22 protein-coding genes and 2 tRNA genes are annotated in these 21,664 nt (G+C 68.0%); 13 read left to right on the top strand and 11 right to left on the bottom strand.

Annotation, left to right across the window (positions count from 1 at the left end; genetic code table 11):
• The first annotated feature begins 33 nt into the window (after positions 1–33).
• Positions 34–1,170: a cystathionine gamma-synthase gene (locus C3E79_RS08665; RefSeq protein ID WP_108404556.1), complete on the top strand. Its 1,137-nt coding sequence runs from the start codon at positions 34–36 to the stop codon at positions 1,168–1,170.
• Here C3E79_RS08665 and pepN read toward each other — a convergent pair.
• On the bottom strand, positions 1,167–3,551 hold the full coding sequence (pepN, locus tag C3E79_RS08660; RefSeq protein ID WP_108404555.1) for an aminopeptidase N: 2,385 nt from the start codon (positions 3,549–3,551) through the stop codon (positions 1,167–1,169). The two genes, C3E79_RS08665 and pepN, sit on opposite strands and share 4 nt — an antisense overlap.
• Positions 3,552–3,597: 46 nt before the next feature.
• Between pepN and C3E79_RS08655 the strand changes: the two genes are divergently transcribed.
• Complete coding sequence (locus tag C3E79_RS08655; RefSeq protein ID WP_108404554.1) at positions 3,598–4,212, top strand: DsbA family protein; 615 nt, start codon at positions 3,598–3,600, stop codon at positions 4,210–4,212.
• Positions 4,213–4,370: 158 nt separating this feature from the next.
• Positions 4,371–4,703, top strand: a complete 333-nt coding sequence (locus C3E79_RS08650; RefSeq protein WP_108404553.1) for a hypothetical protein — start codon at positions 4,371–4,373, stop codon at positions 4,701–4,703.
• 28 nt (positions 4,704–4,731) lie between these two features.
• Here C3E79_RS08650 and C3E79_RS08645 read toward each other — a convergent pair whose 3' ends face one another.
• Together C3E79_RS08645 and C3E79_RS08640 are read right to left on the bottom strand one after the other, a co-directional pair.
• On the bottom strand, positions 4,732–4,914 hold the full coding sequence (locus tag C3E79_RS08645) for a Dyp-type peroxidase domain-containing protein (protein WP_108404552.1): 183 nt from the start codon (positions 4,912–4,914) through the stop codon (positions 4,732–4,734).
• A complete protein-coding gene (locus tag C3E79_RS08640; protein ID WP_108404551.1) occupies positions 4,911–5,132 on the bottom strand; it encodes an FTR1 family protein in 222 nt (73 codons plus the stop codon). Before C3E79_RS08640 ends, C3E79_RS08645 begins: the two co-directional genes overlap by 4 nt.
• A gap of 206 nt (positions 5,133–5,338) precedes the next feature.
• On the opposite strand from C3E79_RS08640, the gene C3E79_RS08635 reads away from it, so the two are divergent.
• Positions 5,339–5,812 (top strand): ribose-5-phosphate isomerase, encoded by a 474-nt coding sequence (locus tag C3E79_RS08635; RefSeq protein ID WP_108404550.1) that lies wholly within the window; start codon positions 5,339–5,341, stop codon positions 5,810–5,812.
• Between the two features lie 36 nt (positions 5,813–5,848).
• On the opposite strand, the gene C3E79_RS08630 is transcribed toward C3E79_RS08635, so the two are convergent.
• Genes C3E79_RS08630 through C3E79_RS08620 form a run of 3 tightly spaced genes read right to left on the bottom strand, consistent with a single transcriptional unit; the run spans position 5,849 to position 8,760 of the window.
• The gene (locus tag C3E79_RS08630) at positions 5,849–6,997 is read right to left on the bottom strand and encodes a glycosyltransferase family 2 protein (RefSeq protein WP_108404549.1); all 1,149 of its coding nucleotides are present in this window, start codon (positions 6,995–6,997) and stop codon (positions 5,849–5,851) included.
• Positions 6,982–7,899, bottom strand: a complete 918-nt coding sequence (locus C3E79_RS08625) for a glycosyltransferase family protein (RefSeq protein ID WP_235840712.1) — start codon at positions 7,897–7,899, stop codon at positions 6,982–6,984. Before C3E79_RS08625 ends, C3E79_RS08630 begins: the two co-directional genes overlap by 16 nt.
• 15 nt (positions 7,900–7,914) lie before the next feature.
• Positions 7,915–8,760, bottom strand: a complete 846-nt coding sequence (locus tag C3E79_RS08620) for a WcbI family polysaccharide biosynthesis putative acetyltransferase (RefSeq protein ID WP_108404548.1) — start codon at positions 8,758–8,760, stop codon at positions 7,915–7,917.
• A 61-nt stretch (positions 8,761–8,821) separates the two neighbouring features.
• Between C3E79_RS08620 and C3E79_RS08615 the strand changes: the two genes are divergently transcribed.
• From C3E79_RS08615 to C3E79_RS08605, 3 genes are read left to right on the top strand one after another with little or no spacing between them, the layout of a single operon-like run.
• Positions 8,822–9,838: a glycosyltransferase gene (locus tag C3E79_RS08615; protein WP_108404547.1), complete on the top strand. Its 1,017-nt coding sequence runs from the start codon at positions 8,822–8,824 to the stop codon at positions 9,836–9,838.
• Positions 9,835–10,938, top strand: coding sequence for a glycosyltransferase (locus tag C3E79_RS08610; RefSeq protein WP_108405132.1), 1,104 nt, complete (start codon positions 9,835–9,837; stop codon positions 10,936–10,938). Before C3E79_RS08615 ends, C3E79_RS08610 begins: the two co-directional genes overlap by 4 nt.
• Positions 10,935–12,722 carry a glycosyltransferase gene (locus tag C3E79_RS08605; protein ID WP_108404546.1) on the top strand — a complete coding sequence of 596 codons (1,788 nt, stop codon included), beginning with the start codon at positions 10,935–10,937 and terminating at the stop codon, positions 12,720–12,722. The genes C3E79_RS08610 and C3E79_RS08605 overlap by 4 nt, the downstream gene beginning before the upstream one ends.
• On the opposite strand, the gene C3E79_RS08600 is transcribed toward C3E79_RS08605, so the two are convergent.
• The 4 genes from C3E79_RS08600 to C3E79_RS08585 all read right to left on the bottom strand — a co-directional run bounded on the left by C3E79_RS08600 (position 12,719) and on the right by C3E79_RS08585 (position 16,846).
• Positions 12,719–14,116, bottom strand: coding sequence for a cytochrome b/b6 domain-containing protein (locus C3E79_RS08600; RefSeq protein ID WP_108404545.1), 1,398 nt, complete (start codon positions 14,114–14,116; stop codon positions 12,719–12,721). The genes C3E79_RS08605 and C3E79_RS08600 overlap by 4 nt on opposite strands.
• Positions 14,117–14,123: 7 nt before the next feature.
• The gene (locus C3E79_RS08595; RefSeq protein WP_108404544.1) at positions 14,124–15,059 is read right to left on the bottom strand and encodes an electron transfer flavoprotein subunit alpha/FixB family protein; all 936 of its coding nucleotides are present in this window, start codon (positions 15,057–15,059) and stop codon (positions 14,124–14,126) included.
• Complete coding sequence (locus tag C3E79_RS08590; protein WP_108404543.1) at positions 15,060–15,857, bottom strand: electron transfer flavoprotein subunit beta/FixA family protein; 798 nt, start codon at positions 15,855–15,857, stop codon at positions 15,060–15,062.
• 209 nt (positions 15,858–16,066) lie between these two features.
• On the bottom strand, positions 16,067–16,846 hold the full coding sequence (locus C3E79_RS08585; RefSeq protein WP_108404542.1) for a hypothetical protein: 780 nt from the start codon (positions 16,844–16,846) through the stop codon (positions 16,067–16,069).
• Positions 16,847–16,933: 87 nt separating this feature from the next.
• Between C3E79_RS08585 and C3E79_RS08580 the strand changes: the two genes are divergently transcribed.
• From C3E79_RS08580 to C3E79_RS08555, 6 genes are all read left to right on the top strand, one after another.
• A tRNA-Gly gene (locus C3E79_RS08580) sits at positions 16,934–17,008 on the top strand.
• 29 nt (positions 17,009–17,037) lie between these two features.
• Positions 17,038–17,316 carry a hypothetical protein gene (locus C3E79_RS08575; protein ID WP_108404541.1) on the top strand — a complete coding sequence of 93 codons (279 nt, stop codon included), beginning with the start codon at positions 17,038–17,040 and terminating at the stop codon, positions 17,314–17,316.
• Positions 17,317–17,427: 111 nt separating this feature from the next.
• Positions 17,428–17,501, top strand: a tRNA-Pro gene (locus C3E79_RS08570).
• An 83-nt stretch (positions 17,502–17,584) separates the two neighbouring features.
• Complete coding sequence (tig, locus tag C3E79_RS08565; protein WP_108404540.1) at positions 17,585–18,952, top strand: trigger factor; 1,368 nt, start codon at positions 17,585–17,587, stop codon at positions 18,950–18,952.
• 537 nt (positions 18,953–19,489) lie between these two features.
• A complete protein-coding gene (locus C3E79_RS08560) occupies positions 19,490–20,083 on the top strand; it encodes an ATP-dependent Clp protease proteolytic subunit (protein ID WP_108404539.1) in 594 nt (197 codons plus the stop codon).
• Positions 20,084–20,104: 21 nt separating this feature from the next.
• Positions 20,105–20,725: an ATP-dependent Clp protease proteolytic subunit gene (locus C3E79_RS08555; protein ID WP_108404538.1), complete on the top strand. Its 621-nt coding sequence runs from the start codon at positions 20,105–20,107 to the stop codon at positions 20,723–20,725.
• On the opposite strand, the gene C3E79_RS08550 is transcribed toward C3E79_RS08555, so the two are convergent.
• Entirely contained in the window at positions 20,722–21,507 is a 786-nt protein-coding gene (locus C3E79_RS08550; RefSeq protein ID WP_108404537.1) for an alpha/beta fold hydrolase, read from the bottom strand. The genes C3E79_RS08555 and C3E79_RS08550 overlap by 4 nt on opposite strands.
• Positions 21,508–21,664 lie beyond the last annotated feature (157 nt).

Here is a 21,664-nt window from a genome sequence, read left to right as displayed (position 1 = left end):
AAAGCACCCAGCGCCTGAGGAAAGGAATAGACTGTGCCCTCCGGTTTCTCCACCGATGCCATCCACGCCGGCTATGAGCCCGATAGCCTCTACGGCCCGATCAACACCCCGATCTACGCCTCGACGACCTTCGCGCAGGACGATCTCGCGGTGACGCGGAACGGCTACGAGTACACCCGGGTGGGCAACCCGACGATCACGGCGCTGGAGAAGACGGTCGCATCGCTCGAGGGGGCGGAATACGCCGTGGCGTTTTCCTCCGGGATGGCCGCGGTCGATGCCGCCTTGCGCGTGTTGCTCAAGCCCGGCGACCACATCGTCATCGGCAACGACGCCTACGGGGGCACCTACCGCCTCATTCAGCAGGTGTTTACCCACTGGGGGGTGAGCAACACGGTCGTCGACATGACTGACGTCGACGCGGTGGCCGCCGCCATCGGGGACAACACGAAGGTGATCTGGGTAGAAACGCCGACCAACCCGCTGCTCGCCATCGCGGATATCCAGGCGATCGCCCGGATCAAGGGCGAAGCGACCCTCGTGGTGGACAACACGTTCGCCTCCCCCTACCTGCAAAAGCCGCTCGGCCTTGGCGCTGATGTCGTGGTGCACTCGACGACGAAGTACATCGGCGGGCACTCCGATGTCGTCGGAGGAGTCGTGTGCGCGCGTGGTGCAGAGCTGGAAGAGGAGCTGCGGTTCTTCTTCGGCTGGGTCGGGGCGATCCCCTCGCCTTTTGACACCTACCTCACCGCCCGCGGGCTCAAGACCCTGGCGGTGCGTTTGGAGCGCCACTGCGACAACGCCGAGGCCGTGGCGAGATTCCTCGAGGGCAAAGACCACGTCGCCCGTGTCTACTACCCGGGCCTGAGCACGCACCCCGGCCACGAGGTGGCCAAGGCCCAGATGAGGCGCTTCGGCGCGATGGTCTCGGTCGCGTTCGATACCGAGGACCAGGCGAAGACCTTCTGCCGTTCCACGAAGCTGTTCTGCCTGGCCGAATCGCTTGGCGGCGTGGAGAGTCTCATCGAGCACCCCGCCACGATGACGCACCTGGCCGTCGAGGGATCGGCGCTGGCCGTGCCGCGCGAGCTCGTGCGCATCTCGGTGGGCATCGAAGACGAGGCCGACTTACTCGCCGACCTCGCCCAGGCCCTAGAGAAGCTCTAGCTGGCCGCGTCGACGCGCTGGTTCCGCAGCGCGCGGGCGGCGCGGTCGCGGCCCTCTGAGAGCACGCGGCGCAGGCCCGCGGGGATGTCCTCCCGCGCAAGCAGGTCGTCGGCGGCCTTGAGCGCGTCTTCGGTGATCTCCCACATCGGGTAGATCCCCTCCAGCGTGCGCTGCGCCATCTCGTTGGAGAGCCGGTCCCACAGCTGTGGTGCGATGCGGAAGTATTCCTCGGCCGCGCCCTCGAGGCCGTTGCCGTTAAACGTCAGGCCGTCGATAAGGTAGCGCAGCTCCAAGTTGGTGTGCTCGACGGTGGTGATTTCGTTCCACGCCCAGCGCTTGTCGGCCACGGCGCGGGCGCGCAGCCTGGAGACAGCGCCCTCGGAGGAGGTGTCGTCCTCCGCGGCGGCGGCCTCCACGCCGCGCTCGCCGAAGGCGATGAGCGCGGTGAGCGCGAGCCAGCGCACCTCGCGGTTCGTCGAGGTCTCAAGCAGCTGGGCGAAGTGGCGTGACGACGCCTCGTCGAGCGGCACCCGCGCCAGCGCACGGTCGAAGATGGTGGCCGGGGCGGCGCCGCGGAAGGCGTCGTTGAGCAGCGCGAAAGCCTGGTCGCGCCAGGCGGGGTCGACGTAGAGCTTCGCGGCCGTGATCGCCTGGTTCAGCAGGCGCTCCTGCACCGCCGGCTGGTCCTCCGCGGCGGCGAAACGGGCCACGAGGCGGACGTACTCGCGCGCGGGGAGTCGGCCGTCGCGGGTGGCCTCCCACGCCGCCGACCAGCACAGGGCGCGGGCCATCGGGTCGGTGATCTGGCCCAAGTGGTCGAGCACGACGCGCATGTGCGGCTCGGTGAGCCCCATCAGGCAGTAGGTGAGATCGTCGTCGTTGACAAGCGCGAGGTCGTGGTCGATGCCGGCAAACTCTGCGACCTCGGTGCGCTCGCCGTCGATGAAGACCTCGGTGTGGTGGGTGCGGGTGAGGTGGCCGTCGATAAGGGAATAGAGCCCCACGCCGACGCGGTGCGGGCGCATGACCGCCGAGTCCTGCACGATGGTGAAGGAATCGGGGGTGATGACGGGGTAGAGGCGGGAGACACCCGTAGTGCGCAGCCACTTCTCGGCCCAATCCTGCAGGTCAAAGCCGCTGGATTCCTCCAGTGCGGCGAGCAGGTCGGCGAAGGTGGCGTTGGAATACGCGTGGTTGGCAAAGTGCGCGCGCACCCCCGCGAAGAAGGCGTCGCGGCCGACATATGCCTGCAGCTGCTTGAGCACCGAGGCGCCCTTGGCGTAGGTGATGCCGTCGAAGTTCTGCTCCGCGGTCTCGATATCCGGGGCGTCCGCGGCGATGGGGTGGGTCGAGGGGAGCTGATCCTGGGAATAGGCCCAGGCCTTCTCCACCGCGGCGAAGGTCACCCAGGCGTTTTCGTACACCCCAATCTCCGACTGCGCGATCGCCGCGGACCAGGTGGCGAAGGACTCGTTGAGCCACAGGTCGTCCCACCACTGCATGGTCACTAAGTCGCCGAACCACATGTGCGCCATCTCGTGGAGGATCGTGTCGTTGCGGCGCTCGATCTTGTACGGGGTCGGCTCGGAGGTGAAGATGTATTCGTCGCGGAAGGTCACCGCGCCGACGTTTTCCATCGCGCCCATGTTGTACTCGGGGCAGAAGATCTGGTCGTACTTGCCAAAGGGGTAGGGGCGGCCGAAGTTTTCGTGGTAGTAGGCGAAGCCCTCCTTGGTCTGCCGGAAGAGACGCTCGCTGTCCATGTGGCTGACGAGGCTGGCGCGGGCGTAGAGCCCCAGCTCGATGGTCTTGTGCTCGTCGGAGTAGGTGTCGTGGACGGATTCGTACTCCCCGGCGCACACCGCGATGAGGTAGGTCGACAGGGGGTAGTCGATGGTGCAGGACCACGTGTTGCCCTCGCGGGTGGTTGCCTCGTTGAGCACGACGACGTAGTTTTGAGGCGCGGTCACCGAGATGGAGTAGGTGGCCTTGAGATCGGGCTGGTCGAAGCAGGCGAAGACCTTCATCGCGTAGGCCGGCTCGAACTGGGTGTAGAGGTAGTCCTTGTCATCGGCCGGATCGGTGAACTTGTGCAGGCCCTCCCCAGTGCGGTTGTAGGCCGAGGTTGCGGTGACCTGCAAGACGTGCTCGCCCGCCGCGAGGTCGAGGTCGCGCCCTGCGATGTCGGTGCCGTCGAGGGTGGCGGAGAAGGAATCGGCAACGAGGTCGAAGAAGGTCTTGCCTTCCTTCGAGGTGAAGCGGGCGGTGGTGATGGAGGTAAAGGTCGATTCGCCGGTGATGTCGAGGGCGATGTCGTAGTGCACGTCGGAGATGAGCGCGGCGCGCGATTGGGCGTCGATACGCGAAAGGTTTGTCTTCATAACTTGCCAGGCTACCCGCCTCCCAGACGGCGCTAGAGTGGGGGACATGACACATACAGTGACGTTTTGGTTTGACTCGGTGTGCCCGTTTTGCTGGCAGACCTCCCGCTGGATCAAGGAAGTTGAGAAAGTGCGCGAGATCCAGGTCGAGTGGGTGCCCATGTCGCTCGCCGTGCTTAACGACGGCCGAGACCTCCCCGCCGACTACCTCGCGGGCATGGAGGCGGCCTGGGGCCCCGCCCGCGTTGCCGCCGCGATCAAGCAGGACTACCCCGAAAAGGTCGGCGAGTACTACGACGCCTTGGGCACGAAGATCCATACCGAGGGCAACGGCGCCAAGACCGGCCACGGAGCCTACGGCGAGCTCATCTCGGCCGCGCTCGACGAGATCGGGCTGCCGGTCTCCCTCGCCGAGGTCGCAGAGAGCACCGAGGCCGACGACGCGCTGCGTGGTTACCATGCCTCCGCCATCGAGGCCGTCGGCGATGACGTGGGCACCCCGGTGATCAAGCTCGGCGACACCGCGTTTTTCGGCCCCGTGATCACTCGCGTGCCGGAAGGGGAGGAGGCTGGTGAGCTTTTCGACGCCGCTGTTCGCCTTGCTGCCTATCCCTATTTTTTCGAGCTCAAACGCTCTCGTACTGAGGCCCCACAAGTGTAGCGGGCAATGGCGAAGGGGGATGGACGGCAGGCGGCATCTCGGTTGCGTAGTCACCCGTGATTTTTCCCGGATCGATGTGGCGAGGCCCTTTTAGTACTCCTAAATAAGTGCTATTCTTTGATGCGAAAAGTTGCATCTATCGGAAGAAAGGCCGCATCGTGTCTCTGATCCTCCAGATTCAGGAAATCGTCCAGGGTCCTATCAAAGACCTCTACCTCGAATGGATCCACGGTCCCCTGTTCCCACCAGCTCCCGCACTCCCTCCGATCAACGTCCAAATCGGCCCGGAGAGCATCGGCGACATCGCCCCGACCTCCTCGGTTGGTGACCTTGGGTCGTCCTTCGGCGACATGGGATCCTCGTTTGGCAACCTTGGATCCTCCGGTATCAGCCCGTCCGTCGGAGACCTTGGTTCCTCTTTCGGCGACTTCAGCCCCACCGCAGGTGACTTCGGCTCCTCCAACCTTGGCGTGAACCCGAGCCTGATCTAGCCCCGGCGCCGGGGTGCCACCCTGGAGCTTAAGCGAAGAGAGGCTGGCCGATGTAGCCCTCCGTGCCGACCCTCGGCGGCACGAGGAATGTTCCCGTATTCGTCGTTTTCAGGTATTCGACGAACATGTCGTCGTGCGCCATCGAGCGGTGCACGGTGGCAAAGCGATCCGGGGTGCGGGTGAACGCTATAAAGAACCCCCCAGCGTTCATTCGCCCCTGCTCGGCGGCGCCGTCAACAAAGTTGAACGGCCGAAGGTCAGCACCGCCCCGAGGGTGGTGCAGATCAAGGCGGCACGGACCACGCCCAGCGTCACCGTCGTGCGCGCCTGGGTGGCGCTTCTGCGGTTGACGGCGGCGTAGAGGATCCCGATGACGAGGGAGGCCTCGAGACCTTCGCGCAAGCCGACGAGGACAGCGGCGACAAACATGTGGCCCTCCTGAGGACGGGCCGCACCCAGCATGGGCTGTGCGCGGGAGAAGGCGCCGGATTAGCGTAGCCTAACCTTAATTGCTGCGCAGTGCCGGTGGCAAATTGGGGCGGGCTTTTACGTCATAACAGCGTTTTCTAAATGAGTGTTGGAATGCCCGGTCTGGGGAGTGAACACGGCTTACATGCTCCGATAGAATCGGGGCCATGCGAATTTACCTTGGAGCAGACCACGCCGGATATGAGCGTAAAAACCAGATCGCCGAGCACCTCGCGGCCCAGGGCCACGAGGTCATCGACTGCGGTGCGCACTCGTATGACGCCGCCGACGATTACCCGGCGTACTGTATCGCCGCGGCGGAGCGCACCGTTGAGGATCCCGGCTCGCTCGGCATCGTGCTCGGGGGGTCCGGTAACGGCGAGCAGATTGCCGCGAACAAGGTCAAGGGCGCGCGCTGCGCCCTCGCCTGGTCGGTCGAGACCGCCCGGCTCGCTCGGGAACACAACAACGCCCAGCTCATCGGCATCGGCGGGCGCATGCACACCGAGGAAGAAGCCCTCGCCATCGTCGACGCGTTCATCGGCCAGGAGTGGTCGGGCGAGGAGCGCCACCAGCGCCGCATCGACATCCTCGCGGGCTACGAGGACACCGGGATCGCGCCTGAGCTGCCGCAGAACTAAGCGGGGTACTAAGCGGGTACTAAGCGGGCTGGCGGCTCACCAACCGGCGAATAAGCGCTCGAGCCGGATCGGCCCCGGCGCCTCGTTGAGGCCGAGCGCAGGGCCTGTCGCTGCGGCCGGGGCCGCCCCGCGCGCACGGGCGCGCGCGGAGGTCACCGTGGATGCGTCCCCAAGCACCAGGGACGCATCCGTCGCTGCCCGGTAGAAGGCCTCGGCCTCTTTGAGGCACCACGGGCCGGCCAGCTCCACGCGGATCCGCTCGTCGCCGGGAGCGCCCTCGCTCACCCGGGGGTCGGCGACAAAAAGCGTGGGCACGGGGCCAGGGGTATAGACGTGGGCGTCGATACGCAGCCAAGAGGAGATCACCGCCTCGCGCGCGCCGGGCGAGTCGAACTCAGGCACGCTCACGGCGACGTCCGCGGTGGGGAAGACCACCCCGGCGGGCCTCGCGATGGGGTGCGTGATGCGCGCCGCCAGCGCGATCGTCTCGGCGTTTTTCACCGCGCTTTGCTCCCTCACGCCCCCCTCATCGGGCGCAAAGCGCGCCCCGAAATCCGGCTCCGGGTGGATCGCGAGCGCGGCCGGCTCGCGGACGAACCGGGCGCCGGCGTTCCAGGCCCTCCACCCAAACTCCCAGTCCTCCCCGCCGTAGCCACGAAAGCCCTCGTCAAACCCACCGAGTTCGCGGAAGAACCCCGCAGGGACCGTGAGTACCGCCGAGATGATCAAGCGCCACGACGTCGAATCGGCCCGGGCGAGATCCCCCGTAGCCGCGTAGCCCTCCGCCAGCCACGCGGGCTCGGCGAACCGGCCCCCGGCAAGCCGCCTGCCCACCACAACGGTGTGGTCGTCATCCCTCAGGCGGGCCACCGCGGCGGTGAGGTAACCGGGTGTGGGGACGGTGTCGCCGTCGATAAACGCGAAGACCTCCCCAGAACCGGCGGCGGCCCCGAGGTTGCGCGCCGCGGCTGCGCGGAACCCCTCGTCCTCCTGGCGCACCACGGTGACCCCCGCAAGCGCACCGGCGAGCGATGGCTCTCGCGAGGCTGGCGTGGGGGAGCCATCGTCCGCCACGACGATGTCCACCCGGCCCGGGTAGTCCTGCGCGCGCAGGGCGCTTAAGACTTCCCGCAGCCCGGCGGGGTTGTCGTAGTAGGGGATGATGACGCTTACATCAGGCCACATGCCGCCCACTCCCTCTGCCACATCGCGCCGACGGCGTCCCAGCCGTGGACGGGCGGGGCGACACGGCGCGGGCGGTAGGTGCTCACAGCCTCCCGCCAACTGCCGGGTTCGACCAGCGATATGCGCCCGGGCATCCAGGCGTCGATCTCGCGGGTATAGGGCGAGTCGCTGGCGAGCACGCACCGGCCCGCGCCCAGCCAGGTCATGAGCGAGCCGGAGGCCGAGTAGTGCCGGTGGGCGCAGACGGGCACCGCGATGCGCCCCATCTCGCGGGCGAGCTCGTCATCCGAGAGCCACCCGGTGATCTCCGCGTGCCGTTCGAGCGAGCGCGCCCACCGCTCATGGCCGGCAGATACGCCGCCGAGGAAGCGGAGGCGGTACTCGGTGCCCGCGAGCGCCTCGATGAGGTCCTCGTGGCCCTTGCCGGGGTAGATAAACCCGACAACGCCCACGGTCGCGGGCTCAGGGTCGAAGGGGGAATCGATGGGCTCTACCGGCAACCGGATCACCCGCACGGCCGCCCCCGGCGCGCGGGCGGCAAAAAAGCGCGCCTCGTGCTCGGAATTGACCACGGCGAGCTCCGCCGCCGCGGCCAGCGCAGCGTAGGCGGCGGCGCGGCGCTCGAAGCGCCGCTCGCCCTCCGCGCGCTGCGGGACGTCGTGGAAAGAGACAGAAAGCGGCCGCGTGCCCACGCGCCCGAGCAGTGCCTCGAGCGCCTCCCGCGGCGAGGAGCCAAAGAGGTGGTCGGTAAAGGCGACGTGGATGGGGCCGGGCGGCAGTGCTGAGTCGCCATATTCCTCCTCGCGGATCACCTCGGCCCCCACCTCACGGGCGAGGCGCTCGGCATACGCGGTCACCCCGTGACCGGCGGGCCCGACAATCAGGTGGTGCATCTTTGACATCTCGCCCCTCGTGCCCTAGGCCAACCCGAGCATCGACAGGCGCTCGGCGTGGCGCTGCATGCCGTGCGCAACCAGCGCTGGGCGGGCGCGGTAGAAATCCAACTGGGCGTGGACGATCTCGTCTCCCGCCAACGGCCCCTCCCCGCGGCGGAACCAGCGGTCGCGCCCGGTGACGCTCACCCCGAGGGCCGCGGCGGCCTCCGGATCGACGGGAGCGTCGAGCTCGCCGAGCATCTCGTAGTCCGGCGCGACCGGGTCTGCGTCGATCCCCAGCGCGGCAAGCACTCGCCCAGCAGCCACGCTCAGCGTCGCGTTATCCGGGTGGTTGACGGTGTGCCACACGGGCGAGGTCTCCAGATAATCGGAGACCACAACCGTGCCGTGGCGCCGCTCGCGGGAGCGGATCTGCTCGATGGAGTAGTCCCGGGCGCGCCGCAGTGCCTCCGGGGTGGGGCGGGGGCGAAGCGCGGCGTCGCGCCCACGCGCTGCGGCCGCCAGCAGCCGCAGGTCGTGGTAGGGCACGACGGGAGGGTTGAGCGAGGGATCTTCCGGGTCGCGGATGATCGCCTGGTAAGGCATGAGGGCGTCGAAACGCAGCACGGGCACGATCACGCTCACCGCGCCCCGCGGGAGTTGTGCGATGAGCTGCGAGGTACCCACCGGCAGGCCGCGGTACTGATCGCGGATCGGCTGGGCCACGAGGACGTCGGTTCCCGCAAGCAGCTCACCCAGCCACCCCATGTCCTCGCGCTCGAGCTCGTGGACGGGGGCAATGCGCCTCGAGTCGAACCCGCCGGCGCTAGAGAGCAGTCGGCGCAAGGATTCGGCCTGGCAGTTGCCAACGACGGTGAGTGTGGGCATGGGGACCAATCTAGCAAGCACCCGGCCGACGGTGGGATGCGCAATTGTTTATATTGGTGGGGTGACTGAGCACGTGCGCGACGTGCGGGTTTTGTCAATCCCCGCCGAACACCCCTATACCCAGGCGATTCGCCCTCCCGGGGTGTCGTACCTGCCCGATCCGGACATAGGCGGGCACTGGTGGCCCCACCCCGCCTTCGAGGCGTCTTTCTGGGAGGCCCGGCCCCGGGCCTGGGAGGCTGACCTCGTCCACATCCACTTCGGATTCGAACACCGCTCGCCTACGCAGATCGCCGAGCTCGCCGACGCCATCGACTTACCAATGGTGCTCACCGTTCACGACATCGACAACCCACACCTGTCCACCGCGCCCGAGCAGGCCGCCCATCACGAGCGCCTGCGCACCCTCATCGGCGCGGCGGATGAGGTGCTCACGCTTACCGAATGCGCAGCCGAGCGCCTGCGCAGCGATTTCGGGGCCGCGGACATCACGGTGGTGCCGCACCCGGCGATCACCCTGAACCCGGCCGCGGCGCGGCGAGAGCCCGTCGCGGGGGTATTCCTCAAATCGCTGCGCTCGAACGTCGTGAACGAGCCAGCGTTCTACCGCGCCATCGCCGAGGCCGTCGCGCTGCGCGTGTTCATCCACCGCGACGCTGACCCCCGCGTGGTGCGCAGCCTTGCCGGCGAGCTTGCGGGTAAGGCCGAGCTCATCGTCCACGACCCGTTTGATGATGCCGCCCTCCACCGCGAGGTGGCAAGGCTCACCGCCTGCGTCCTGCCCTATACGCGGGGTACGCACTCCGGCTGGCTGGAGATGTGCCGCGACCACGGCACCACTGTCGCGGTCCCCGCGATCGGCTGCTACGCCGGCCAGGCCGACGCCCCCGGGGCGGTTGAGGCCTACGCGCCGGGGGACGGCGCGAGCGCGGCCCGCGCGGTGCGCCTCCTCCTTGAGCGCGGCCCCGTTGCCTACGCCGGCTCGCGGGCCGCGCAGTTCGAGCAGGTGCGCGACGCCCACGCCCAGGCCTACGCGCGGGCGTGCACGAAATCCCGCGGCGGGGTGCGCGGCCGATGACAGTGACCGTGGCAAGCAGCGCCGCGATCTCGCGCCCCGCCGGGCTGCGTATCGCCTTCGTCGCGCCCGCGCGCTACCCCATCCGCGAGCCCTACGCGGGCGGGCTCGAAGCCTTTTGCCACACGATGGTCAAAGCGCTGCGCTTTGAGGGCCATCACGTCGACCTCTTCGCCGCGAAGGGGTCCGACGGCCACTGTGCTGAGCTGGAGCTGCCCGGGGTGAACTGGGGAGCGCACCCGGAAGAGGCGAGCGATACCGGCTACCCGCCGGGCGAGCGCGAGCGGGAGGACCGCGCCTTCGTGCGCCTGCGGCGCCTGCTGGTGCGGCGCGGCTACGACGTCGTGCACAACAACTCCCTCAACCCGTGGATCTTCCCCTCCGAGCACTCGCCGGATCACCTGCCGATGATCACGACCTTGCACACCCCGGTTATCGACGACCTGCAGCGTGTCATCGCCCGCGCCGGCGCCGAAGCCGGCGAGTTTGCCGCGGTGAGCCACGCGACGGCGGGCCAGTGGCGCACCCCCAGGCCGATCCAGGTGATCCCCAACGGCGTCAACGTGGCGGAGTGGACCCCGGGGCCGGGCGGGACCGCCGCGGTGTGGTTCGGGCGCCTCGTGCCGGAGAAGGGCCCCCACCTCGCCATCGACGCCTGCCGCCTGCTCGGCGTGCCGCTGTTCTTGGCGGGCCGCAAGGGGGACCACGCCTACTTTGAGGCGGAGATCGCCCCGCGCCTGCGCGGCGGGAACATCCGCTGGCTCGGCGAGCTCTCCCACGCGGCGCTGCGCTCTCTGGTGGGCGCCTGCGCGGTGACGGTGGTCACCCCGCGGTGGGAGGAGCCTTTCGGGCTCGTCGCCTTCGAATCCATGGCCTGCGGGACCCCCGTTGCGGCCTTCGCCCGCGGCGGGCTCGGCGAACTGTTAGCCGGCGCGCCCGCCCGCCTCGCCGAGCCCGATGACGTGATGTCCTTGGCCCGGGCGATCCACGCCGCGATGCACGTGCGGCGCGATCGCGTCCGCGAGTGGGTAGTGGCCAACCACTCGCTCGTGCAAACTGCCAGGCGCTACACCCAGCTCTATCAGGAGGCGATCGTGACATGATCGGAATCTACGCCCACCACCACGGCGCCGGGCACATCCAGCGCTGCAGGCAGATCCAGCGCCAGCTCGCGGAGCTGGGGGAGGACAGCGCCATCCTCTCCACCGCGCCGGGCGCGGACGTCGTGCTTGCCGATGACGCCATGGACGAGCACCTGCGCCCCCACGGCCGGGCGATGACGGCCGGGGCGAGCCTGCACTACGCTCCCTACGGCAACCCGGGTTTGCGCCAGCGCCTCGCCGAGATCGCGGCCTGGGTCGAGCGGTACAACCCGAAAGCCTTCTACGTCGACGTCTCGGTGGAGGTCGGGGCGTTCGTGCGGCTCATGGGGGTGCCCGTGATCACCCTCGCCATGCCGGGCCTGCGTGACGACGCCCCCCATCAGCTCGCCTACACCCAGGCCGACGCGATCATCGCCGCCTGGCCGGGATGGGTCCCGCTGCCGGAGCACCTGCGCCCGCACGCCGACCGGGTGCACGCCGTCGGCGGCATCTCTCGTCTTGAGCGCGCCCCCGGTGCGGGGCCCGGCGGCGGGCGCGACCCCCGCCACGTCGTCGTCATGGCGGGGCGCGGCGGGTCGACCTGGGAGCCGGAAGATTTCGACGCGGTGGAAAACGCCTGCGCGGGCTACCGGTTTACCTTCCTCACAGGGGACAGTCGGATCGAGGACCCGGGGGAGCTCTCCGCCTTGCTCTCCCGCGCCGGGGTGGCGGTCATTGCGGGCGGGCAAAACTCGGTGGCGGATATCGCCGTCGCCGGTGCGCCGGCGGTCGTCCTGCCGCAGCCGCGGCCGTTCATCGAGCAGAAGGCCACCGCCCGCGAGCTCGCCCGCGCCGGCCTTGCCGTTGTCGCGGAGTCCTTTCCCTCGCCCGCGCAGTGGCCGGAGCTGCTCGAGCGCGCGGGGCGGCTGCGGCCCGACTGGTCGCGCTGGGAGACCGCGGGCGCGGCCCAGCGCGCGGCGCGGGTGATCTCCGAGGTCGCTGGCGGGGCGCGGCCGGATTCGATCGCGCTGGTCTCCCTCGCCGATTCCTCCCGCGCCGCCCACCTCACCCACCAGGTCAACCTCAAGCCGGAGGGCACCGACCATGTCACCGTGGCGCTTGCCGACGCCCCTGTGCTGCGCAAGGCCGTGCCGAAGTCCCACGTCGTGTCGGGCACCCGCAACCTTGCCGCTGCCCGCAACCTCGGCGCGCGCACGGCCATCGAGCGCGGCGCGGACGTGCTGGTCTTCCTCGACGCCGACTGCGTGTGCTCGGGTGAGCTGGTGGAATACTACTGCCGGGCGCTAGCGAATCACCCCGACGCGGTGGTCGCCGGGCCCGTGACCTACATGGCGCCCGGCGAGCTGCGCACGGTGAAACCCGACCCGCACCCGGCCCGGCCCAACCCAGCGCCGGGCGAGGTGATAGCGGCGCAGGAATACAACCTGTTCTGGTCGCTCTCTTTTGGCATGCGCGCGCAGACGTGGGAGCGCATCGAGCGCGACTTCGGCGGGTTCGACACCGGCTATACCGGCTACGGCGGGGAAGACACCGACTTCGCCCGCAACCTTGCCGCGCACGGGATCGCCCTGTACTGGGTCGGTGGCGCCCACGCCTTCCACCAGCACCACCCAGTCTCCTCCCCGCCGTGGGAGCACCTCGACGACATCGTCAACAACGCCGAGTACTTCCGCTCGAAGTGGGGCACGTATCCGATGGAGGGCTGGCTCGAGGCCTTCGCGGAGGCAGGAGCGATCGAGCGTGTCGACGGCTCGTGGCGCCGCACCGGCGAGGCGAGGGCCTAGCGGTTGGACACGGTGCCGGTCAGCCGCGCCAGCGGGGCGATGAAGACCGGCCGCGCCGCGAACGCGCCGAGGGCGACAACCGCGAGGGCGATAAGGAAGATGATCGTGCCGGTCCAGTCGGTCGCGTAGGCCGCCGGGTCGACGCTGCCACGCGCGGCGAACATCGCGTTGAGGTTGCGCCGCAGCCCCGTCAGCGCCACCAAGGCGACGTGGCTGGCGATGAAGACCACGAAGAAGATCATGGTGGGGAAGTGGATCGCGCGCGCCGCCGAGACCGGCATAAACGTCCAGCCCTTCGGCCACACCGGGCTCATCCGCGCCCCGGAGACAATCGCCAGCGGGGCGGCGAGGAAGATCACCGCGAAATAGGTCAGCTCCTGCAAGGCGTTGTAGTGCACCCAGCCGTTGTCCGCGGGCCAGTGCAGCGTGAGGTACTGCAGCCCGGCGGATAGAGCGTTGGGGAAGACCTCCCAGCTCGTCGGCACGACGCGCACCCACTGCCCGGTGGTAAAGAGCAGGACGTAGAACACCGCGCCGAGTGCGACCCACGCGATGTCGAGGGCGAGATGGAGCCACAGCGTCAGCGAGATCTTCGCGCGCGGGTTGCCCCGCGGCGCCCACAGCGCCTCGGGTCGGCGCTCCCGGCGCACGCTCAGGCCTGTCTTGATGACGAGCACCATGAGGAACATGTTGAAGAAGTGCGCCCAGTTCAGCCACGCGGGCAGGCCGACAGGTGCGCCGGCGGGCAGTGGCTGGCGCCCGTCGAAGCGAGTGGTAAATCCCTCGCCCCACTCGGTACTCACGAGGTAGCGGGCGAAGAGGACGGCCATGGCGAAGGCGAAACCCGCCGATAATGCCGCGGCCGCCCAAGCGGCCAGGCGCCCGGGGCGGGCGGTGCCCGGTTGCGTGGGCTGGGCCCCGGGGGCCGGGCTCTGCGCTGCCCTCGGCTCGCGCGTCGAGGGGGTCTCCGCCTCCGGCTGGGCGGTTTCGTCCTCGCGGCCCTTGAGCGCCGCCGCGGGCAGCGCCAGCTTGACGACGTCGACGGGCGGGAACGCCGCCCCGCCCGGGGTGCGCGGCAAACCCTGGCGCACCGCCACCGCGGTGAGCTCGCCCGCGGGGGCGGCACTGGTCTGGTCCGATTCGGCGGCCGTGGCACCCGCGGCCGCCGCGGGCAGCGGCAACATGACGACGTCGACGGGCGGGAACGCCGCCCCGCCCGGGGTACGCGGCAAACCCTGGCGCACCGCCACCGCGGCGAGGTCGCCCGCGGGGGCTTCGTTGAGGGGACTGCGCGGGGCTTCGTTTGGGACGTCTAGCTCGACGAACGATCCGGCCGGCGGCCAGGGCTCGCCAGCGGGAACGCGGGGGAGACCACGGCGAAGCGGGATCTGCATGTGTTCTCTACTTCCTGGCGTTGAGTTCGCTGATGATGGCGGGCACGAGGTCGAAGATGTCGCCGACGATGCCGAAGTCGGCGAGCTCGAAGATCGGGGCGTCGGCGTCGTTGTTGATGGCCACGATGGTCTCGGCGGTCTGCATGCCCACGAGGTGCTGGATCGCCCCGGAGATGCCGAGGCCGATGTAGAGCTTCGGGGCCACGACCACGCCGGTCTGGCCGATCTGCGCCTCGTAGGGGACCTGGCCCTCGTCGACGGCGGAGCGGGTCGCGCCGACGGCGGCACCGAGGGCGTCGGCAAGCCCGCCGACGAGCTCCTCAAACATCTCTTCCGAGCCGAGCGAGACGCCGCCGGCGACGACCTTGTCCGCGGTGGCGAGCTCGGGGCGGGTGCTCGTGCGCTCGATCGGCGTGACCTTATCCACGCTCACTTCGCGCCTGCCGGAGGCCTCCACGTCGATCGCCTCCACTGCCGGGGAAGCGGGCTGGGCGCGGTGCTCCACCGCCCCCGGGCGCAGGGTGATAACGGGCGCGGAGTGCGTCGCGGCGGCCACCGCGGTATACGCCCCGCCGTAGTTGGAGTGGTCGGTGACAATTCCCTCGTCGTCGCGGCGCAGCCCCACGGCGTCGGTAAGCAGCGCCCTGCGTAAGCGCGCGGACACGCGGGCAGCGGCGTCGCGGCCGCGCACCGAGTGCGACCCGACGACGGCGTCGGGGTAGAGGAGGTCTGCCGCGGCGACGGTGGCGTCGATAAGCGATGCCCCTTCGGCAGTAAGCACCCGCTGCGCGCCGAGCGCGCCGAGCCCGTCTGCGTGGGCGGGCTCGAGCGTGAGCGCGACGGGCGTGCCCACCTGGGCGGCGGCGCCGATAAGCTCCGCGGCGGCCGGGTCGAGCGAGCCGTCGTAGGTGGGGTTGATGACGACGAGGATCTCGCCTGCCATTTACTTCTCCTCCTTGTTGGTCAGGCCCTTGGCCTCTAGGAAATCGACCAGCTTTGCCGCGGCCTGTGGCCCGCCGTTGATGATCTCGCCGCGCTCGCGCTCGGGGCGCTGGGCGATGGACACCATGATCGAGCGCGGGCGCGTCCAATCCTCCGGGTCGACGCCGTACTCGCCGAGTTCTGCGAGCGTAACCTTGTTCATCTCCTTCTTCTTCGCCGCCATGAGGCCCTTGAAGTTGGGGAAGCGGGCATCGGCAAATCCGTCGGAGACGGACACGACGGCCGGCAGATCGGCGCTGAGCGTAACCTCGGCGCCGTCGCTCGCCTGGGTGCCGGAGACCTTCCCGGACTCAACGGTGCACTCGGTGAGGTTGGTCAGCGCCGGGTAGTCGAGCAGCTCGCCGATGAGCGATGCGACCACCCCGCCGCCGCCGTCCGAGGAGCTCGCGCCCGCGACCACGAGGTCGTAGCTGCCGCGCTTGACCAGCGCCGCGAGCACCTCGGCCGTGAGCGTGAGATCGGCGCCGATTAACGATTCGTCGGAGACGAGGTAGGCCTCGGACGCGCCCATCGCGATCGCCTTGCGGATGGAGTCGACGGAACCTACCGGGCCGACGCTGAGAACCTCGACCTCGCTCTCTCCGGCTGCCTCGGCAATCCGCAGCGCAGCCTCGACGGCGCGCTCGCCGACCTCGTCGACCACGACGTCCCCCGAGCGGTCCGTCAACCCCGTCTCTAGGTTCATCTCGCGGTCGCTATAGGTGTCGGGGACTTCCTTTAGCAGCACGGCAATGCGCATCGCGGCTCCTTATTCTTGGCCCTTTATGCTTGACGACGCCAAAAGTCTACCGCCCCGGCGCCACCCGACGACGACCCGGGGAGTTCTTCCGCACTGCTAGTGTCTGCAGAGTGGTAAGCCACCCGCTGCCACGGGTCAGTGTGGTCGGGGTTTACCCTGCACGCGGCGAACTCACTGCTTGCAACCGCCGCCCGGCGACAAGGGCGGGATCAGAAATCAAATCCACCGAAGTCGAAGCCGTCGCCGCCGAAATCTCCCCCGAAGTCGCCGCCGAAGTCCCCGGCGGCATCCTCGCCGCCGTCGCCGCCTAGATCCCCGGCAGCATCCGCAGCGCCCTCGCCACCAAAGTCGCCCGCGGCGAATTCCTCGGCCGGAGGGGTGCCGGCCATGCCGGCGAACATGGCGGAGTACATCATCATGGAGCTCGTCGCCCACATGCCGGTCATCATGGCCGGGGCCCACCAGGCGGAGGAGTACCAGCCGGCAGGGACGGGGCGGCCGGCCACGGCGCCGCCGGGGTAGTAATGCGGCGTCTGCGACGATGCGTGCGGGGAGGCGGTGAGGGTGGAGCCGTCTTCCTGGGTAATGGTGCGTTCCTCGGTCACCCGGCCGGCGCGGCGCTGGCCTTCGAGCTCGGGCAGCGGGGGACCAGCGGGCAGGCCCATGATCTCGCGGGCAGCTCCTACATAGTGGAGGCCCTCGAGGGCGGATTCGCGGGCGAGGCGGGCCTGGGCTGGCGTGCGGGCGTCGCTAAGGGCGGCGGAGGCGGCGGTGAAGCGCTCGGAGGCGTCGGCAAGCGCCTGGGACGACGCGGTATCGCTGCCCGTGAGGGTGAGCACCTGGGAGCCGAGGCGATCGGTCCAGCGCTTGGCGTCCGCTAAGGCGTCGTCAAGCTGGGCTTGCTCGAGCTGCTTGCGGGAGCCGCCGCCGGAGCGGCTGAGCGCGAAGACGACTGCGGCGATAAGGACGAGGAGGAGAATGATGAGCACATGGGTCCAACGATCGGGCCGGCCGTAAGGTTCCCTTTTTGTGCGCGGGTGGCCCAATGGGATAGAATTCAATCCGCGCAAGCGCATGGGAATGTCGTATAGTGGCTAATACCTCAGCCTTCCAAGCTGAAGACGCGGGTTCGATTCCCGTCATTCCCTCCACATCCTCGATTTCTACAGCCGGGTGCCACATGCTGAAGACAACGATCATCGCAGTCATCATCGCGTGCCTTGCGGGCGCGGTCGCATACTACGGCTGGCGCGACCACAAGGGTGCCTCTATTTTCGGCGGGGTCGTTGGCATTATCGCCGCCATTGTCGCGCTGTTCACGGCGTTTATTGGGGCGCTCGGCCTGGTGTTCAAGTTCATTCCGCTCATCATCCTCGCGGTGCTCGCCTGGCTGCTGTTCAGGATTCTCAGTGACGACGGCACCTCGGGAGATTCCAACGCCGTCGTGCGGCACCACTAACCAGCGCTTCTCCTACAGCGAGGGAAACCTCGACCCAATGATTCGGCGGGTGTTTTGCTCACGCTACAATCGCTAACCGTAAGCCCGCCACCGGGCTTGCGAGGCCGGATACGGGGCGTGGCGCAGCTTGGTAGCGCACCTGCTTTGGGAGCAGGGGGTCGCAGGTTCAAATCCTGTCGCCCCGACAATGGGCAATCCACCGGTGAGGTTGTCCGGCAGACGTTACATACACCGACCGTACGACATTTAAACCCTACAGGAGATATCCGTGAAGACTTCCGTTGACAAGCTCAGCGATACGCGCGTCAAGCTCACCGTCAACGTCCCGTTCGACGAGCTTGGGGCTGAGATCGACCAGGCGTACAAGGCGATCGCCCAGCAGGTGCAGATCCCGGGCTTCCGCCGCGGCAAGGCTCCGCGCCAGCTTATCGACGCCCGCTTCGGCCGCGGCCCGCTCCTCGAGCAGGTTGTCAACGACATGCTGCCGTCTCGCTACGAGCAGGCGGTAGAGGAGCATGACCTCAAGCCGATCGGCCAGCCGCAGATCGACATCACCAAGATCGAGGATAACGACGTCGTCGAGTTCACCGCGGAGGTCGACGTCCGCCCTGCCATCGAGGTGCCGGATTTCTCCGCCATCTCCGTCACGGTTCCCGCCATCGAGATTGACGATGCCGCAATCGACGCCGAGATCGACAACCTGCGCTCCCGCTTCGGCGAGCTCAAGGAAACCTCCCGCAAGCTCAAGAAGGGCGACTTCGCCGTCATTGACCTCACCGCCGAGATCGACGGGGAGACCATCGACGAGGCCACCACCGAGGGTCTGTCATACGAGGTTGGCTCCGGCGACCTCATCGAGGGCCTTGACGCGGCAATCAAGGGGCTCAAGGCCGACGACGAGGCGGAATTCACCGCCACCATCGAGCACGGCGACCACAAGGGTGAGGAGGCGACCGTCAAGGTCCGCGTCCAGCAGACCAAGGAGCGCACCCTGCCCGAGCTTGACGACGACTTCGCGCAGATGGCCTCCGAGTTCGACACCGTCGAGGAGCTGCGCGAGGGCACGAAGTCCCAGCTTGAGGAGTCGAAGAAGTCCGAGCAGGCCGTCGCCATCCGCGACGAGGTGCTCAAGGCTGCCCTCGAGCAGACCTCCTTCGAGCTGCCCCAATCCGTCGTCGACGAGCAGGCGCACAACCAGGTCCACCAGCTACTCGGCCAGCTCGCGCACGACGAAAACGCGCTTGCCCAGCTCCTCGAGGCTCAGGGCACCACCCGCGAGGAGTTCGATGCCCAGACTCGCAGCCAGGCCGAGGAGTCTGTGCGCACGCAGCTCTTCCTCGACGCTGTGGCCGAGCAGGAGGAGCCGGAGGTGACCCAGCAGGAGCTCACCGACCACATCCTGTTTACCGCGCAGTCCTACGGTATGGACCCCAACCAGTTTGTTATGCAGCTGCAGCAGTCCGGCCAGATTGCTAACCTGTTTGCCGACGTCCGCCGCGGCAAGGCCCTCGCCGCCGCGATCTCGCGCACCACTGTGACCGACTCGGAGGGCAACTCTGTCGACCCGAACGAGTACTTCGGTGAGGTCGAGGATGGCGCCGACGATGCCGAGTCCGCGCAGGACTCCGAAAGCTAGGGGATGAGCCCCTTCTCCCGCCCCGGCGCCCCGGATTCGAAGTGGTGTCGGAGGCGGGCTTTTTATTGCACCGAGCGTCTATCGTTGTGGGGTAGCCGGTACCGCGGGTTCGCGCAATAGGCAGCGGCATTCTCCATATCCGGCACGCTAGGGGATCTTCTTTCGTCTGTGGTGTTGACGATGCCGCCACGAGGCGGTGTCGCCTCGATATCGATGCGGGAGAAAGAGGGCCTAAACCCTGAGCTAGAGCAATGGCGCAACCCCTGTAAGCACTCTGTGGATAGGGGCTAAACCGGGAAATTCCGCAATGCGGAAGTCCGTAAGTGGCCCACTCGACAGCCGCGGAGTCGGGGCACGACCACGCTGGGATACTTTCCCAGCGCTGTTAACGTCACGGATCGCTCGTGGTGCCGAGGACTGCTTGTGCAGGCGGGGGAGAGCGAAGTACGCCCACAGCGAACACGGTGTCCGTGGCCGAAACCGGCTAGTAGTGTGGTGGCATTGACCGTTAACGCTTTTTACGTACAAGGAGCCAACATGACTTCTCCGCAACCCGGGATGAACCTCGGCGACTCCGTCTACGAGCGCCTGCTGCGAGAGCGCATCATCTTTCTCGGGCAGCAGGTGGATGATGAGATCGCGAACAAGCTGTGCGCGCAAATCCTCCTGCTCTCGGCTGAGGACCCGACTCGCGATATCTCTCTCTACATCAACTCCCCCGGTGGCTCGGTCACCGCTGGCATGGCCATCTACGACACGATGAAGTACTCGCCGTGTGACATCGCCACCTACGGCATGGGCCTGGCTGCGTCGATGGGCCAGTTCCTGCTCTCCGGCGGCACGAAGGGCAAGCGCTACGCCCTGCCGCACGCGCGCATCATGATGCACCAGCCGTCGGCAGGCGTGGGCGGTACCGCCGCCGATATCGCTATCCAGGCGGAACAGTTCGCGCAGACGAAGCGGGAGATGGCTCAGCTCATCGCGGAGCACACGGGTCAGACGTTCGAACAAATCACCAAGGACTCGGACCGCGATCGCTGGTTTACCGCGCAGGAAGCAAAGGACTACGGCATTGTCGATCACGTGATCGACAGCGCTAGCCAGGCCAGCGACGGAACCGTCGGAAACTAAGCAGGACAGGAGACTACTAACATGACTTTCCAGATGCCTCACTCTCGCTATGTTCTGCCGCAGTTTTTGGAGGAGACCTCCTTCGGCACCAAGCAGATCGATCCCTACGGCAAGCTCTTCGAGGAGCGCATCGTGTTCCTCGGCACCCAGGTCGATGACACGTCTGCCAACGACATTATGGCGCAGCTGCTCGTGCTCGAGTCGCAGGACCCGGATCGCGACATCACGATGTACATCAACTCGCCGGGCGGTTCGTTCACGGCGTTGATGGCCATCTACGACACGATGCAGTACGTGCGCCCCGACGTGCAGACGGTGTGCCTGGGCCAGGCCGCCTCCGCGGCGGCGGTGATCCTTGCCGCAGGTGCCCCCGGCAAGCGCGCGGCGCTGCCGAACTCCCGCGTGCTCATCCACCAGCCCGCCACCCAGGGCACCCAGGGCCAGGTCTCTGACCTAGAGATCCAGGCCGCGGAGATCGAGCGTATGCGCCGGTTGATGGAGACGACGCTGGCGCACCATACTGGTCGCACCGAGGACCAGGTTCGCGAGGACACGGACCGCGACAAGATCCTCACCGCCGAGGAAGCCGTCGAGTACGGCATCATCGACCAGGTCTTCGACTACCGCAAGCTCAACCGCTAGGCCAAAAACTCCACGAGCGCCGCGGTGCAGGGCTCGGGGTTTTCCAGCGCGAGCTGGTGCGAGCCAGGCGTGACGACGACTGATTCGACCGGCCCGGCCACGCCCGACGCAATCTCCGCAAGCTGCTCCGGGCCGGTCGAGGGGTCGCCGGCACCGGCAATGGTGAGCACGGGGCAGGTGATCTCGCCCAGGCGGGAAGCGAAATCCCAGCCGGCGAGCGCGTCGCCGTTTTGGGCGAATCCCTCGGCGTCAATGCCGCGGATCATCTCGCGGACCCAAGAGACGATGTCCGGGTGTTCGGCGCGGTAGGTTGCGGTGAACCAGTTGGCCACCATGTCGTCGGCAAGCGCGGCCATGCCCTCGCTGCGCGCGATGTTCGTGCGCTCCACCCAGCGCTGCGGGCCGCCGAGGAACGCCGCGGTGGAGCAGAATACCGCCCGCTCGACGCGCGGCGAGGTCGCAGCGAGGTACTGCGCCAGCGCGCCGCCGAGGGAGAGGCCTACGAGGCTGAAGCGCTCCACGCCGAGCCCGTCGAGCGTGGCCAGGACGTTGGCGGCGAGATCATCCACGGTGGTCTCCCCGGGCGCAGCCTGGGAGCGCGGCGAACGCCCGTGGCCCAGGTGATCGAGGGCGATGACGCGATGGGTCTCAGCGAGCGCCGGGGCCTGGTTGCGCCAGGTCTCGAGGGTGGTGGCGATAGAGCTGAGCAAGACGACGGTGCGTGGCGACGCCCCGTGGGGCGCACCACCGAATTCTTCTGCGTACAGGCGGACCGGTTGCATCGTGTTTCCTCCTTGAGATGTGCGTGCCACCCCATTGTTGCCTTATCCGCGCCGGAATGTCGGGCGCCTCGGCTACGTTGGTAAAACCGCTACCGCCGTGAGACGGTGGAGATACTACACTTATCCAGACCTGACGAAGTCGCCGAATTTTCATCTA

This window comes from Corynebacterium liangguodongii, assembly GCF_003070865.1.
GTDB lineage: Bacteria > Actinomycetota > Actinomycetes > Mycobacteriales > Mycobacteriaceae > Corynebacterium > Corynebacterium liangguodongii.
Note: the sequence above shows the minus strand (reverse complement) of the source record. Positions and strands in the feature narration are given on the sequence as shown.